The sequence below is a fragment of the Microbacterium sp. zg.B48 genome, from assembly GCF_024623505.1.
GTDB lineage: Bacteria > Actinomycetota > Actinomycetes > Actinomycetales > Microbacteriaceae > Microbacterium.
The window spans coordinates 1-14,778 of the sequence record NZ_JANJFE010000021.1; the positions used below are offsets into that span (position 1 = coordinate 1).

Annotated in this window: 12 protein-coding genes; 9 read left to right on the top strand and 3 right to left on the bottom strand. The window is 70.1% G+C overall.

The features are described 5' to 3' along the window. Positions 1-533 precede the first annotated feature (533 nt). From NQ152_RS16700 to NQ152_RS16715, 4 genes are all read left to right on the top strand, one after another. On the top strand, positions 534-1,010 hold the full coding sequence (locus NQ152_RS16700) for a VOC family protein (protein WP_257524787.1): 477 nt from the start codon (positions 534-536) through the stop codon (positions 1,008-1,010). Further along, positions 1,007-2,176, top strand: coding sequence for a PQQ-dependent sugar dehydrogenase (locus NQ152_RS16705; protein WP_257524788.1), 1,170 nt, complete (start codon positions 1,007-1,009; stop codon positions 2,174-2,176). Before NQ152_RS16700 ends, NQ152_RS16705 begins: the two co-directional genes overlap by 4 nt. Before the next feature lie 74 nt (positions 2,177-2,250). Continuing rightward, positions 2,251-3,930: an acyl-CoA dehydrogenase family protein gene (locus NQ152_RS17320; protein ID WP_257524789.1), complete on the top strand. Its 1,680-nt coding sequence runs from the start codon at positions 2,251-2,253 to the stop codon at positions 3,928-3,930. Positions 3,931-3,976: 46 nt separating this feature from the next. Then, on the top strand, positions 3,977-5,188 hold the full coding sequence (locus tag NQ152_RS16715; protein WP_257524790.1) for a glycoside hydrolase family 3 N-terminal domain-containing protein: 1,212 nt from the start codon (positions 3,977-3,979) through the stop codon (positions 5,186-5,188). Positions 5,189-5,221: 33 nt separating this feature from the next. On the opposite strand, the gene NQ152_RS16720 is transcribed toward NQ152_RS16715, so the two are convergent. Genes NQ152_RS16720 through NQ152_RS16730 form a run of 3 tightly spaced genes read right to left on the bottom strand, consistent with a single transcriptional unit; the run spans position 5,222 to position 7,711 of the window. Then, on the bottom strand, positions 5,222-5,929 hold the full coding sequence (locus NQ152_RS16720; protein WP_257524791.1) for an SOS response-associated peptidase: 708 nt from the start codon (positions 5,927-5,929) through the stop codon (positions 5,222-5,224). Between the two features lie 41 nt (positions 5,930-5,970). After that, positions 5,971-7,008, bottom strand: a complete 1,038-nt coding sequence (locus NQ152_RS16725) for an App1 family protein (protein WP_257524792.1) — start codon at positions 7,006-7,008, stop codon at positions 5,971-5,973. 4 nt (positions 7,009-7,012) lie between these two features. Beyond that, entirely contained in the window at positions 7,013-7,711 is a 699-nt protein-coding gene (locus tag NQ152_RS16730) for a DedA family protein (RefSeq protein ID WP_257524793.1), read from the bottom strand. Between the two features lie 43 nt (positions 7,712-7,754). Here NQ152_RS16730 and pabB point away from each other — a divergent pair, with 43 nt between their 5' ends. The 5 genes from pabB to NQ152_RS16755 all read left to right on the top strand — a co-directional run bounded on the left by pabB (position 7,755) and on the right by NQ152_RS16755 (position 14,765). Further along, on the top strand, positions 7,755-9,059 hold the full coding sequence (gene pabB / locus NQ152_RS16735; RefSeq protein ID WP_257524794.1) for an aminodeoxychorismate synthase component I: 1,305 nt from the start codon (positions 7,755-7,757) through the stop codon (positions 9,057-9,059). A 71-nt stretch (positions 9,060-9,130) separates the two neighbouring features. Beyond that, positions 9,131-11,719 (top strand): leucine--tRNA ligase, encoded by a 2,589-nt coding sequence (gene leuS, locus NQ152_RS16740; protein ID WP_257524795.1) that lies wholly within the window; start codon positions 9,131-9,133, stop codon positions 11,717-11,719. 81 nt (positions 11,720-11,800) lie between these two features. After that, on the top strand, positions 11,801-12,430 hold the full coding sequence (locus tag NQ152_RS16745; RefSeq protein WP_257502186.1) for an MEDS domain-containing protein: 630 nt from the start codon (positions 11,801-11,803) through the stop codon (positions 12,428-12,430). Continuing rightward, positions 12,423-13,397 carry a helix-turn-helix transcriptional regulator gene (locus NQ152_RS16750; RefSeq protein WP_257524796.1) on the top strand — a complete coding sequence of 325 codons (975 nt, stop codon included), beginning with the start codon at positions 12,423-12,425 and terminating at the stop codon, positions 13,395-13,397. Before NQ152_RS16745 ends, NQ152_RS16750 begins: the two co-directional genes overlap by 8 nt. A 153-nt stretch (positions 13,398-13,550) precedes the next feature. Beyond that, the gene (locus tag NQ152_RS16755; protein ID WP_257524797.1) at positions 13,551-14,765 is read left to right on the top strand and encodes an epoxide hydrolase family protein; all 1,215 of its coding nucleotides are present in this window, start codon (positions 13,551-13,553) and stop codon (positions 14,763-14,765) included. Positions 14,766-14,778 lie beyond the last annotated feature (13 nt).

The window sequence follows — 14,778 nt, forward strand, 5'->3', positions numbered from 1 at the left end:
ACGGTGAGCTGCCCAGCGACGATCTTCAAGACCACGACCCGATGCTTCGACATGCATCGGACTGTGACCTATGACCCGAGACATGAGCGACACATCACCTGTGACATATGTCGTGAACCCAGGCACCCTCAGGTCCACCAAAACTCCTACGGAACCATCAGCGCCGTCTTTCCGATGCCGGCCTCGCCGCGCACCACGAGCGACCCGCTGCGCCCGGCGCGCGCGGGAGAGGAGTCCGTCGACCGCTTCGCGCTCGGCGCGACGGCCCAAAAGATGCGCCACTGTTCACGACGCGACGGGCGCGTCTGGCGAGAGCCGCCGGGCATCCTCGACGCCCGCCGACGGCCAGGGCGCCGCACGCGTCGCCGGCCCGAGTCGATCCACTCTCCTTCGTGGCGGACGGCAGCGACGCTCAACTGGAGCGCAGAGGTGGCGAGTCGAACCGCGATCGGCGTCGGAGTTGAGATGGGCCCGGAGCGCAGCCTTGACCGCAGACGCTCCGCGCGGGAACCTGGATGATCCGAGGAGGCCCGATGAGCGACGTGATCCCGTTTCTGTGGTTCGATGACGACGCCGAATCGGCGATCCGGTTCTACACCGCCCTGATCCCCGGGTCTGAGGTCGTGTCCGTCGCGACGTACCCGGACGAGGTTCCGGGTATGGGCGGGAAGGTGATGCACGCGCACTTCCGCCTCGCCGGCCGCGATTACTATGCAATGGATGCCGGACCCCAGTTCCCCTTCACCGAGGCGATCTCGCTGTTCCTCTCCTGCGCGGACCAGGAGGAAGTGGACCGGTACTGGTACGCGTTGACCGCCGACGGCGGCCAGGAGCAACCGTGCGCGTGGCTGAAGGATCGATGGGGTGTGTCGTGGCAGATCGTGCCGGACCGGCTGGTCGAACTCATCCGCGACACTGATCCGGACCGGTCGCACCGCGCGGTGCAGGCGATGCTGGGGATGACCAGGATCGACATCGCCGCCCTCGAGGCGGCCGCCGACGGCTCGTGAAGCGCTCGCGCCGCACCGCGGCCATCGGGTGCCTGCTGTGCGCTCTGGTCGCGGCATCCGGCTGTGCCCCCGCCGTGCCGCCGAACGCCGTGCCCACGCGTGCCGCCTCGCCGCAGGCGACCCCCTCGCCGTCTGCGACCGCTGCGCCGTCGACGACCGTCGTGCAGGGCCGATGGCAGCCGGCCGGAGCACCGACCACTCTGGCCACCGGCCTGGTCGCGCCCTGGTCGGTCGTGGCTCTCGATACGGGCGGAGCGCTCGTCTCCGAGCGCGACAGCGGCACCGTGCGGGAGCTGACACCGCGGGGTGGGCTGCGAACGGCAGGAGTCGTGCCCGGTGTGGTCTCGGGCGGGGAGTCCGGGCTTCATGGCCTGGCCGTGTGGGAGGACGAGAGCTCGGGGGAGCGCTGGCTCTACGCGTATCACGGTGCGGCGGAGGACAATCGGGTCGTGCGGATGCCGCTGCTCGGCGATCCCGGCGAGCTGGGTCTCGGCGAGGCGCAGACCGTGCTCGCCGGCATCCGACGCGCCGGCACGCACAACGGCGGTCGCATCGCCTTCGGGCCGGACGGTCTGCTGTACGTGAGCACCGGTGACGCGCAGGACCCGGATGCCGCGCAGGATCCGGACGCGCTGGGCGGGAAGATCCTGCGGCTGACGCCGGAGGGAGCCCCCGCCCTGGACAACCCCTTCGGCACTGCGGTGTGGACCCTGGGACACCGCAATGTCCAAGGGCTGGCCTGGAGCGCGGACGGCCAGATGTGGGCCAGCGAGTTCGGTCAGAACGCGTGGGACGAACTGAACCGCATCGTCGCGGGGGCCAACTACGGCTGGCCGGTCGTGGAGGGGGAGGCCGGCGATGCCAGGTTCACCGACCCCGTCGTGGTGTGGACGCCCGGCGACGCCAGTCCCAGCGGTATCGCCGCCGTCGGCGACACGGTGTTCGTCGCGGGTCTGCGCGGCGAACGCCTGTGGGTGGTGAATGCGACGCCGCCCGACGGGGCCGCGCCGCCGACCGTCGGGTTGGCGGGTCAGGGCCGGTTGCGGGATGTCATCGCCGCCCCCGACGGCGGCCTGTGGATCCTCACCAACAACACCGACGGCCGTGGGGCGCCGCGTGCGGACGATGACCTCCTGATCAGCGTGCCGCTCGCCCCCGCGCCGTGAGACAGGCGGCTCGGGGCGACCGATACGGTGAGACCGGCGGGCGTCGTGGTGGCGTCCCGAGAACGGGAGCAAGCGTGACCTCAGTCGCCCGCGGGCAGCGCGTGATCGGCGCCGCGACCCACTACGTCGAGAATCAGCCACCGGTGCGCACGGAGGTGAACGAGTACGCCGCGAACGCTCCGCTCGTGGAGGGTGTCGCCGCGTTCGGCGCGGCCTGGGCGGATGAGGCGTTGCGCGAGGCCGGTGCGCTGGTCGGTTCGCCCTCGTTCCAGCGCGATGCCACCCTTGCGAATGTGCACCCGCCGGTAGCGCAGGCCCACGACCGCTGGGGCTTCCGGCTGGACGAAGTGGAGTACGACCCGTCCTACCACCGGGTCATCTCCGAGGCTGTCGCCCGGGGTGCGCACACCTCGGCGTGGTCCGATCCGAAGCAGGGTGCGGACGTGGCGCGCGCGGCGATGTTCATGCTGTTCGCGCAGGTGGAGCCGGGGCACGCCTGCCCGGTGTCGATGACGCACGCCGCGGTGGCATCGATCAAGGAGTCGCCGTGGGTCGCCGACACGTGGCTTCCGCGCCTGTACTCGCGCGAGTACGAGCCACGGCTGCTGCCCAACGAGGAGAAGACGAGTGCGCTGATCGGCATGGCCATGACCGAGAAGCAGGGCGGGTCGGACGTCCGGGCCGGCACCACGGTCGGCGAGGCGATGGGCGGTCACGCGTACCAGCTGACCGGTCACAAGTGGTTCTGCTCCGCCCCGATGTCGGACGGCTTCCTGGTGCTGGCGAACACGCGGCGGGGCAATGTGGAGGAGGGGCTGAGCTGCCTGTTCGTGCCGCGCCTGCTGCAGCGCGGGATGCGCAACGTCTTCCGGATCCAGCGCCTCAAGGACAAACTCGGCAATCGGTCCAACGCGTCGGCCGAGGTCGAATTCGACGGGACGATCGGGATGGTCCTCGGCGAGCCGGGGCGAGGCGTGCGCACCATCATCGAGATGGTGCAGCGGACCCGGATGGACTGCGTGCTGGGCTCGGCAGCGGGGATGCGCCAGGCCGTCGCGGAGGCGACGTGGCATGCACGGGGCCGGTCCGCGTTCGGCAAGCTCCTGGTGGATCAGGCCGCGATGACCTCGGTGCTCGCCGATCTCGCCCTCGAGTCGGAGGCCGCCATGCTCACAGGGCTGCGCCTGGCGCAGGCGTTCGGCGCGGACGCGTCCGATTCCGACATCGCCTTCCGCCGCCTCGCGACCCCCGTGTCGAAGTACTGGGTCACCAAACGCGGGCCGCACCACGCGTACGAGGCGCTGGAATGCCTGGGCGGCAACGGCTACTCGGAGAGCTTCCCGCTCGCCCGCCGCTACCGGGAACAGCCGGTGATGGCCATCTGGGAGGGCACCGGCAACGTCATCGCACTGGACGTGCTGCGCGCCCTCTCCCGCGATCCGGAGTCGGCCGCGGCGTTCGCCGCCGAGCTCGAGATGACCTCCGGCGGCTCCGCACTTCTGGACGCACACGTCGCTCGCACACTCCGGATGATGGATGAGATCGCCGGCGCGGATCTCGACGAGGCGCAGGCGCAGGCGCGGCGGCTCAGCGAGAACCTCGCTCTCGCGCTGCAAGGGTCCCTCATGCTGCGTCACGCCCCGTCGGTGGCGGCGGAGGCGTTCCTCGCGGCGCGCCTCGGTGAGGACCGCACGGCGCAGTACGGCGGCCTTCCGCGCGGGACGGATGCCGCCGCCATCGTGGCACGGCACTGAGCCCCCTGCTCCGGCGCCGCCCAGGGACCACGCCTAGGCTGACGGGGTGAACTCGGCTCGCAGCACCCTCGTCGCCGGTGTGCTCAGCGCGCTGCTCGTCCTGGGTCTCGCGCCGCCGTCCCACGGCACGGATCGACCGGCGACGGAACCCTCGCCGAGTGCGGCGGAACACGGAACGGTCCGGGTGATCGCCGGGTCGGACCAGGTCGCGCGGGCGCGTGAGCTGGTGGCGGCGATGACCACACGTGAGCGGGCGGCGAGCGTCGTGATGGGCCACATCCCCAGCACGGACGCGACCGCCCTGGCCGACTACATGGCGCGCACCGGCATCGGCGGGTTCATCCTGATGGGCGCCAACATCCCCGCGTCCGAGACCGAGCTGCGACAGCTGACTGCCGCCCTGACAACGGATGCCGCGCTGCCGCCGCTGATCGCCGTCGATCAGGAGGGCGGCGATGTCTCCCGCCTGCCCTGGGACGGTTTCGGGTCCGCGGTCACCCTGAAGGACCAGCCGGCAGAAGCCGCCGGCGGGGCGTTCGCCGCCCGCAGCGCGCTCCTGCAACGCGCCGGGATCGGGGTGAACTTCGGAATCGTCGCCGACGTCACCGACGACCGGTCCATGTTCATCTTCCGCCGCGCCCTCGGCACGACCCCGGAAGAGTCCGCCGCGCGGGTGGATGCCGCCGTGGCCGGCTCGAGCGGACAGGCCATGTCCACCCTCAAGCACTTCCCCGGACACGGCGCTGCGCCGGGCGATTCGCACTCCGGCATCCCCACCTCGGGACGCACCAAGGACGAGTGGATCGCAACGGACGGCGTGCCCTTCCGGACCGGGATCGACGCCGGCGCGGACATCCTGATGTTCGGCCACCTCTCCTATCCCGCGATCGATGCCGCACCGGCCACGCTGTCGGCCGAGTGGCATCGCATCGCCCGGGAGGAGCTCGGGTTCACCGGCCTCGCCATCACGGACGACCTGGGGATGCTGCAGGCGTCCGGGCTCGACGGATACCAGGACCCCGTCGCCAATGCCGTGGCCGCGCTGGCGGCGGGAAACGACATGGTCCTGTCGGTGATGTTCTCCTCCGTGGAGACGGCACCGCGGATCGTCGAGGGAATCGCTGCCGCCGCGGACAGCGGCATCCTGTCTCCGGACCGCCTCGAAGAGGCGGCACTGCGCGTGACCACGGCAAGACTCCAGGTCGCCGCCGCCGGACGCGGGCTGGTGCCCTGCGGAGAGTGCGCCCCGGTGGAGTGAGCCAGCGGGTCGGACACACCCGAGGTCGTGTTCCTACGCGGGCTCGATCAGCGCGGGGGAGTCGTTGCGGACGTTGCCCACCGCGGCGGGCACGACGTGATCGTCCAGGGTGGCCGCGACCGCCGGCGCGGCGTCGATCGCGGCGTCCAGCACATCACCGACGTTCTCGACGGTGGGATCCAGCCACGCATCCGCGTGATCGGGATCCAGCAACAGCGGCATCCGATCGTGGATGGATCCCAGGCGGCCGATGGAGTCACGGGTCAGGATCGTGAAGCTCAGCAGCCAGCGGGCAGGATCATTCTCGGGCAGTTGCGGGTTCCGCCACCACTCGTACAGGCCCGCCAGGAACAGCGGTGACCCGTCGGCGGGGTGGATGTAGTGCGGGACCTTCGCGTCGCCGACCGGCTTCCATTCGTAATAGCCGGATGCCGGAACGATTGCGCGACGCTTCTCCAGCGCGCTGCGGAACATCGGCTTGTCCTCGAGCTCCTCGGACCGCGCGTTGAAGGCCCGCGCACCCACCGATGGGTCCTTCGCCCACGACGGCACCAGACCCCAGCGGGCGGCCTCGAGCCGGCGGGTGGGCGGCTCGGTCTTGGACGAGTCCAGCACGATCGCCACCTGCGCCGTGGGTGCGATGTTGTACGACGGCGCGGGCAGGTTCTCGCCTTCGAGATCGACCCGCAGCACGCTGACGAGGTCGGAAGCGACGTCGGCCACCACGAAACGTCCGCACATGCCTGCGAGCTTACGTGCGCCCGTCGACACGAGCGCGCGGATCAGCGTTCCAGGACGCCGACCTCTTCGAGTCGCTCGACGAGTCCGGCTCCGTCCGATCCCGTCACCCACGGCACCGACGCCGCGGTGTGGTCGTCGACCGCGGTGCGGCCACCGGCCAGCACCGCCTCGGCGGGGGACAGTCGTCGGATGGCCACCGCCCTGACCTTGCCGGGGCTCTCGATGGCGAAGGTCGTGTAGATCTCGTCGTCGTGCTGGCCGTCATCGCCGATCAGCAGCCACTTCATGTCCGGGAACTCCTCGGCCAGGCGGCGCAGGTTGGACAGCTTGTGCGCCTTGCCGCTTCGGAACCATCGGTCATGCGTCGGGCCCCAGTCCGTCAGCAGCACGGCCCCGGAGGGAAAGAGGTGCCGCCTGAGGAACCGGATGAGCGTGGGCGCCACGTTCCAGGCGCCGGTGGACAGGTAGATCACCGGCGTGCCGGGTGCGTCGCGGACCAGCCGCTCCATGAGGACGGCCATCCCGGGCACGGGCTGGCGGGCATGTTCGTTCACGACGAAGGAGTTCCACGCCGCCAGGAGTGGGCGCGGCAGGGCGGTGACCATGACGGTGTCGTCCACGTCGGAGACGATCCCGAGGCGCACATCGGCGCCGACGACGAAGACGCGGGTCTCCACGGGTTCACCACCCTCCACCGACATCGTCAGTGTCTGCCAGCCGGGAGCCAGGTGAGCCGGGATGACCGTGTCGATCACACCGCCCCGATCGGCGACCACCTCGTGCACCGCATCGGCGACGGTGATCTGCACCTGTGCGTACCCCACCGGGACGGCGGCGAAGCTGCGCCAGCCGCGCACGCTCTCGTACTCGATCGACGCAGACGACGGCGCCGGCCGGACGATCATCACGCGGCCGAGTACCCGGACCCAGTCGGGTCCGCCGTATCCGGGGAACGGGGTGACCGTCGGCGTGAGGCCGCGGGCACGGGCCCGGCGCTCCCGCCAGGAGTGGAAGCGGTACTCGAGCCTGGCGAGCCACAGCACTTTCGGGCGCTCGGGCGTCGTCGAGGAAGGGGGCATCCCTTCAGTCTTTCACGTCATCCGCGGTGCCGATCGTCCCGGGGGACACGTCGGACTCCCCGTCATCGTCGGAGAGGTGCCTGCGCTCGACCCGCTCGATGAGCTTCTTGGCGACGAAGACCAGGAGGACGAAGGCGACGATGATCGCGACGAAGATGTAGCCCGCGAAGTGCAGTCGATCGGCCAGCTCGCGGTAGCTTCCGGCGGCCAGAGCGGCGACGGACACATAAAGTCCCGCCCAGATCACACAGGCGGGGAGGGTCCATGCCAGGAAACGGCGGTACGAGAACCCGCTCATCCCGACCGTCAGCGGCACCAGCGAGTGCAGCACGGGCAGGAACCGGGATACGAAGATGGCGGGTCCGCCGCGTCTGCGCAGATATCTCTCCGAGCGTTTCCAGTTGTCCTCACCGATGCGCCGGCCCAGCCGCGAGTGACGGATCTTCGGACCGAGGAAGCGGCCGAGCCCGAATCCGATGCTCTCGCCGATCAGCGCGCCGATCACGACCGCCACGCCCAGCAGCACCCCCTCGAGCGGCGATGCCACCGCGGTGCCCGCGATGATCACGACGGTGTCACCCGGGACGACCAGCCCGACCAGCACACTGGTCTCGAGCATGATCGCCAGCCCGGCCAGCACCGTCCGCAGCAGCGGGTCGACGCTCTGGACGGTGTCGAGCAGCCAGGTGAGGAACTCGTTCACACCTGAAGCCTAGAGCGGCCCCGCGGCCCTCTAGCCTGGGAGGATGCCGGAGCCCCTGATCGCCGTCCCTCTGAGCGGGTGGCAGGACCCGGCGTCCGTCCACGCATTCATCGTCGGCTGCTCCTCTGATTCCTTCTGGCTGGACGCAGGACCATCGGCCGAGAGCGGCTGGAGCTGGGTGGGCGACGGCGTCGTGGAGGATGATCCCGACCGCGTGCGCGCCGTCGCGCTGGCCGGCGCCGGGCCGCGCGACGGGTGGGATGCCGGCCGCTTCCGCGGCGGGTGGATCGGGTGGCTCGGATACGAGGACGCGGCTGCTCGTGCGGGAGCGCCGGTGAGTGAGGCCGCCCCCGATGCGCCCACCGAGCGGTGGCTCCGGGTGGAGCGCTTCGTGGCCTTCGATCATGCCCGTCGCCGCGCCTGGGCGGTGGCGCCCGCCGAAGCGGTCGAAGCGTTCGCGGCGGCTGTGACTGCTCCCCACCCGGGCATCGGTGCGCCGGTGCCGCTGCGGGTGCAGGCGACGGGCCGGCATGAGCCGGACGCGTACGCGGCGCTGATCGAACGCTGCCGGGACGCCATCCGCGAAGGCGATGCCTACCAGCTGTGCTTGACGACGCGGTTCACCGTGGATGCCGAGGTCGATGCGGTGGCCACGTACGTCCGGTTGCGACGGATGACGCCGGCGCACCACGGCGGGCTCGTCCGCTCGGGAGAGTTCGCGCTCGCCAGCGCAAGCCCCGAGCGTTTCCTGGAGGTCGAGGACGGCGTGGTGCGCACCCGGCCGATCAAGGGAACCCGGCCGCGCGGCTCTGATCCGATCGAGGACGCCGCCCTGGCCGAGGAGCTGCGGACCAGCCAGAAGGAACGGGCCGAGAACGTCATGATCGTGGACCTGATGCGCAACGACCTGTCGCGCGTCTGCGAACCCGGCTCAGTGGGGGTCGAGGGTCTTCTCGAGGTGGAGTCGTATCCGGCGGTGCACCAGCTGGTGAGCACCGTGTCCGGGACGCTGACACCGGACGTCACCGTCGGCGACCTGCTCGATGCGACCTTCCCCGCAGGGAGCATGACCGGAGCTCCGAAGCTGTCCGCGATGACGATCCTGCACGAGCTGGAACGTGGCCCACGTGGCGTGTTCGCCGGCTGCTTCGGATGGATCGGCAGCGACGGTGCGCTGGATCTGGCGATGGTGATCCGCTCCATCGTCGTGCACCCGGGCGGAGCGTACGTGGGAGCAGGCGGAGGGATCACATGGCGGTCCGAGGCCGCCGCGGAGGTCGCCGAGGTCGGCGTCAAGGCCCGGGGCCCACTGGCCGCGATCGGCGCGGATCTGCCTCCCGGCTGGTGACGAGGCGCGGTCCGGTAGCCTAGAAGGCGCGCTCTGCGCGTCCAGCACACCCCCACGATTGGCATCTTTCCGTGAGTCAGACCCTTCCGCCCGACACCGCCGCGCCCTCCGAGGGCGGGTACGATGCCTACGCCATCCAGCAGAAGTGGCAGGCGCGGTGGCGCGAGGCCGACCCGTTCCGTGCGGGCGGCGCCGAGGATCGACGGCCGCGGAAGTACGTGCTGGGCATGTTCCCCTACCCCTCGGGTGACCTGCACATGGGTCACGCCGAGAGCTATGCGTACGTCGACGTGGTGGCGCGTTTCTGGCGCCACCGCGGCTACAACGTGCTCAACCCGATCGGCTGGGACTCCTTCGGGCTGCCCGCCGAGAACGCGGCGATCCAGCGCGGTGCCGACCCGCGCGAGTGGACGTACGCGAACATCGAACAGCACAAGAAGAGCTTCCGCGAGTACGGCTCGTCATACGACTGGAGCCGGATCCTGCACACCAGCGACCCGGACTACTACCGCTGGAACCAGTGGCTGTTCCAGCGCCTGTACGAGCGCGGTCTGGCCTACCGCAAGGAGAGCCCGGTCAACTGGTGCCCGAACGATCAGACCGTGCTGGCCAATGAGCAGGTCGTGGACGGCCGCTGCGAGCGCTGCGGCACCGAAGTGGTCAAGAAGAAGCTCACCCAGTGGTACTTCCGGATCACCGAGTACGCCGACCGCCTCCTGGACGACCTGAACCAGCTCGAAGGCTTCTGGCCCCAGAAGGTGCTGCGCATGCAGCGCAACTGGATCGGACGATCCATCGGGGCCGACATCGACTTCGAGATCGAAGGACACCCCGAGAAGGTCACCGTCTTCTCCACGCGCCCGGACACGCTGTACGGCGCGACCTTCTTCGTCGTGGCCCCCGACTCCGACCTGGCCTCGACCCTGGCGGCGGGGGCGTCGAGCGAGGTGCAGCTCCGATTCCAGGACTACCTGACCAGCGTCGGCCGCACCTCCGAGATCGAGCGCCAGAGCACGGATCGTCCCAAGACCGGCGTCTTCCTGGAGCGGTACGCCATCAACCCGATCAACGGCGAACGACTGCCGATCTGGGCTGCCGACTACGTGCTGGCCGACTACGGGCACGGCGCCGTCATGGCCGTGCCCGCCCACGACCAGCGCGACCTCGACTTCGCGCGCGCCTTCGATCTGCCGGTGCGGGTGGTCGTGGACACGACCGCGCCGGTGACCGGCGCGATCGCCGTGATCGAGCTGGACGAGCACGGAGATCCCATCGATCCCGGCCCGAGCGCGGCATCCGTCCCCGACCTGGACCCGGCAACGACCGGCGTCGCGCTGACCGGCGAGGGCCGGATGATCAACTCCGGACCGCTCGACGGGCTCTCCAAGCGCAACGCCATCGCGCGCATCACCGAGCAGCTCACCGCTGCCGGCACGGGCCGCACGTCGAAGTCCTATCGACTGCGGGATTGGCTCATCTCACGCCAGCGTTTCTGGGGCACCCCGATCCCCATGATCCACACCGAGGACGGCCGCACCGTTCCGGTGCCCGACGAGCAGCTGCCGCTGACCCTGCCCGACGCCAAGGAACTCGACCTGGCGCCGAGGGGAACGTCGCCGCTGGGTGCCGCGAAGGAGTGGATGGCCACGACCGACCCCGAGACCGGCGCACCGGCCACGCGCGATCCGGACACGATGGACACGTTCGTGGACAGCTCGTGGTATTTCCTGCGCTTCCTCTCACCGGGTGACCCGACCGAGGCGTTCTCGCCGAAGGAGGCCGCCAAGTGGGCGCCCGTCGATTCGTACATCGGCGGCGTCGAGCACGCGATCCTGCATCTGCTGTACGCGCGCTTCATCACCAAGGTCCTCTTCGACATGGGTCTGGTGGACTTCACCGAACCGTTCTCGACCCTGATCAACCAGGGAATGGTCCTGCTCGGCGGCTCCAAGATGTCCAAGAGCAAGGGCAACCTGGTCGAGTTCTCCGCGAGCATGGTCGACCCCGGCGCGGATGCCGTGCGCGTCGCGGTCGCCTTCGCCGGTCCGGTCGAGGACGACATCAACTGGGAGGACGTCTCGACCACCGGCGCGCAGAAGTTCCTGGCGCGAGCCTGGCGCGTGGCCCAGGACGTGGCCAGCAGCCCGGACGTGGTCTGGGCCGAGGGCGACCAGGCGCTGCGACGCGTCACCCACCGCCTGCTCGCCGACGCTCCCGGGCTGGTCGAGCACACCAAGTTCAACGTGGTGGTCGCGCGGCTGATGGAACTGGTCAACGCCACCCGCAAGGTGATCGACAGCGGGGCCGGCCCGGCCGATCCCGCCGTCCGCGAGGCGGCCGAGACGACCGCGATGGTCCTGGACCTGTTCGCCCCGCACACTGCGGAGGAGATGTGGGAGATGCTGGGCTACCAGCCGTTCGTCGGTCTGGTGCCCTGGCGCCAGCCCGATGCGACGCTGCTGGTGGAGGACACGGTCACCACCGTCATCCAGATCGACGGCAAGGTCCGCGCGACCATCGAGGTCTCCGCCCGGATCGCTCCGGACGAGCTGGAAGCGCTGGCACGCGCCGATGCCCGCGTGCAGCGCGCGCTGAACGGCCGGGAGATCACCCGGGCCGTGGTGCGTCCGCCGAAGGTGGTCAGTTTCAGCACCAGCTGATGCCGTTGTGGTGCCCGGAGCGCGTGGGTTATCCTCCAGATTCCGGAACCGATCGAGCCGGTTCCTCGCTGGGGCGGGAAAATGGCATCCGAACACCGTCATGCAGCCGACCCGATCACCTTCGCGGGTGGCGTGCTGGACCGCTACCGCCACGTGTGCGCGTTCATGGACGGGCAGGCCGACGATGCTGTTCTGGATCCGTTCATCGCCCAGGGGATCGATCACGGCGACCGCCTGCTCTACGTCGTGGATCCCGCGGCATCCGCAGCGCCGGTGACGCACATCCGGCACCTGGGATACGACGCGGGACGGCTTCTCGAAGAGCATCGCTGTGAAGTGCGGACCTGGTCGGAGACCTACCTGCAGGGCGGCAGCTTCGATCAGGGACGGATGCTGGATCAACTGGACCGGATGCTCGGAGCCGGCGACTCGCCCCGCACCCGCATGCTGTGCGACATGGGGTGGGCGGTGGACCGCCCGGGGATCGCGGAGAGCCTGATCCGGTTCGAGGCACGCGCGAACTTCATCCACGCCCGCCATGAGCACGTCGTGATCTGCTCCTACGATGCGACGAGGTTCGACGGCTCGTTCGTGATCGACATCCTGCGCACCCATCCGATGGTCCTGATCGGGGGGATCCTGCAGGAGAACCCGTTCTTCGTCCCGCCGTCCGAGTTCCTGCGGGAGCGCAGTGCGACCTCGGATGCCTGACGGGGCCATCCCGGTGGTGGACGCATCGTCGAGGCCCGCCAAGGCGGCTGATCTCGCGCTGTCCGCAGCCGATTCGCGACGATGGATGCGCGACCTGAGCGCGCTGCTCGCGCTGCCGGCCATGTGGGTGGACCATGAACCCGCGGAGATCGCGACCGGCCTGCTGAGCGTGCTGGCCGGTGTCCTGCAGCTCGAGGGCGCGTACGCGCGCTTCCACGACCTGCCCTCCGGCAGCGTTCCGCTGGAATGCTGGCGGCCCTCCGGATCCACCCCGCCCCCAGAATTTCGAATCCTCCTGGACACAGGGGCGCCGGGGGCCGGGACGACGACCACGCCGGTGCGTGCCGACGGGCGGCGCACCGTCCGCGTCACGAGCGTGCCACTGGCACTCCCCTGGGAGAGCGGGCTGGTGCTCGTCTCCTCCGAGCGGGAGGACTTTCCGACCGCCATGGAGACGCATCTGCTGCGCATCGCGGTCAGTCAAGCCGCGATCGCCATCCACACCGCGCGCCGCATCGGGCGCGAGCACGCCGCGCGCGTCGCCGCGGAGGCTGCTCTGCGCCGACAGCACGAGCTGGTGCGCGCCCTGGCCGAAGATGTCGGTCCGTCGTTCGCGGCGCTGACGCGCCGGATGCAGGAGGCCGCGCAGCTGCAGAACGATGTCGATTCGCTGCTGGCGGCGCTCGGTGCCGATACCGGCCTGCCATCGGTGCGGGAAGCGGTGCCGCCGGCGCCGGCGGGCGGCACGTCCCGCGACGGCGTCCGCTCGGCCGTGCCCTCCTTGACCCGTCGCGAGACCGAGGTGTTGGGACTGCTGGCCCAGGGCCTGAGCAACAAGGAGATCGCCGGGATGATGTGGCTCAGCGACCGCACCGTCGAACGGCACGTCACCAGCCTGTACCGCAAGATCGGCGTGGCCCGTCGCAGCGAAGCGACCGCCTTCGCATTCCGACACGGCCTGGCCTGATCGGCGGCAGCGGGTCGGCGGTTGAGGGTTTGCCGACACGGGGGTGCGCACTCGGCGGGACAGTTGAGGATTCCCGCGGACGCCGTCGGCGGCGGTGCCACGGGAGCATTCGACGTGCGGCACAACGCGGCCGCGTTCGCAGAGGAGATCACCATGACCATGACCGAAGACCGGGCCGAACAACGCAGCGACGACACCGCGCTTCGTCCGTTCACCGTGCAGTTCGCGCAGGAGGACCTGGATGACCTGCGCACGCGGGTGCGTGAGACCCGCTGGCCGGAGCGGGAGACCGTCGACGACGCCTCGCAGGGGGTCCAGCTCCAGGTCGTCCAGCAGCTCGCACAGCGCTGGGCCGACGATTACGACTGGCGGGCCGTCGAATTACGACTCAACGAGCTGCCGCAGTTCGTCACGCGGATCGATGGGCTCGACATCCATTTCATCCACGTCCGGTCGGCGCACGAAGGCGCCCTGCCGATGATCGTCACGCACGGATGGCCGGGCTCGGTGATCGAGCAGCTGAAGATCATCGGCCCCCTGACCGATCCCACCGCGCATGGCGCGAGCGCCGAGGACGCGTTCCACCTCGTCATCCCGTCCCTTCCCGGACACGGATTCTCCGCCACACCGGACGCGACCGGCTGGGACCCGATCCGCATCGCCAAGGCCTGGGTGCAGCTCATGCGCCGGATCGGATACGAGCGCTACGTCGCACAGGGCGGGGACTGGGGCAACGCCGTGACCGAGCAGATGGCGCTGCTGACCCCGCCGGGACTCATCGGCATCCACACCAACATGCCGGCCACGGTCCCGGACGCGATTCAAGCGGCACTGAGCGCCGGCGAGCCGGCGCCCGAGGACCTCTCGCCGGAGGAGCGCGGCGCGTGGGACCAATTGGCGTTCTTCTACGCCCACGGGCTGGCCTACGCCCAGGAGATGGGAAACCGACCGCAGACGCTCTACGGGCTCGCCGACTCGCCCGTCGGCTTGGCCGCCTGGATGCTCGATCACGACTCCCGCAGCTATGACCTGATCGCGCGGGTGTTCGCGGGCGGCAGCGAAGGGCTCACTGCGCAGGACATCCTCGACAACGTGACGCTGTACTGGCTGACCAACACGGCGGTGTCTTCGGCGCGTCTGTACTGGGAGAGCAAGCTCCCGTTCTTCGCGCCCAAGGGAGTCACGCTGCCGGTCGCGGTGAGCGTCTTCCCCGACGAGATCTACGCGGCGCCGCGCAGTTGGAGCGCGCAGGCGTACCCGAACCTGATCCACTTCAACCGCCTGGATCGCGGCGGCCACTTCGCGGCCTGGGAGCAGCCCGACCTGTTCTCGCGGGAGATGCGCGCCGCTTTCCGGTCGTTGCGGTGAGCCCCGGGGACAG

Coding starts and splice junctions, on each gene's coding strand:
- NQ152_RS16750 (WP_257524796.1), top strand. CDS start 12,423: ATGCCTGACGGGGCCATCCCGGTGGTGGACGCATCGTCGAGGCCCGCC.
- NQ152_RS16755 (WP_257524797.1), top strand. CDS start 13,551: ATGACCATGACCGAAGACCGGGCCGAACAACGCAGCGACGACACCGCG.
- NQ152_RS16725 (WP_257524792.1), bottom strand. CDS start 7,008: ATGCCCCCTTCCTCGACGACGCCCGAGCGCCCGAAAGTGCTGTGGCTC.
- NQ152_RS16700 (WP_257524787.1), top strand. CDS start 534: ATGAGCGACGTGATCCCGTTTCTGTGGTTCGATGACGACGCCGAATCG.
- NQ152_RS16745 (WP_257502186.1), top strand. CDS start 11,801: ATGGCATCCGAACACCGTCATGCAGCCGACCCGATCACCTTCGCGGGT.
- NQ152_RS16720 (WP_257524791.1), bottom strand. CDS start 5,929: ATGTGCGGACGTTTCGTGGTGGCCGACGTCGCTTCCGACCTCGTCAGC.
- pabB (WP_257524794.1), top strand. CDS start 7,755: ATGCCGGAGCCCCTGATCGCCGTCCCTCTGAGCGGGTGGCAGGACCCG.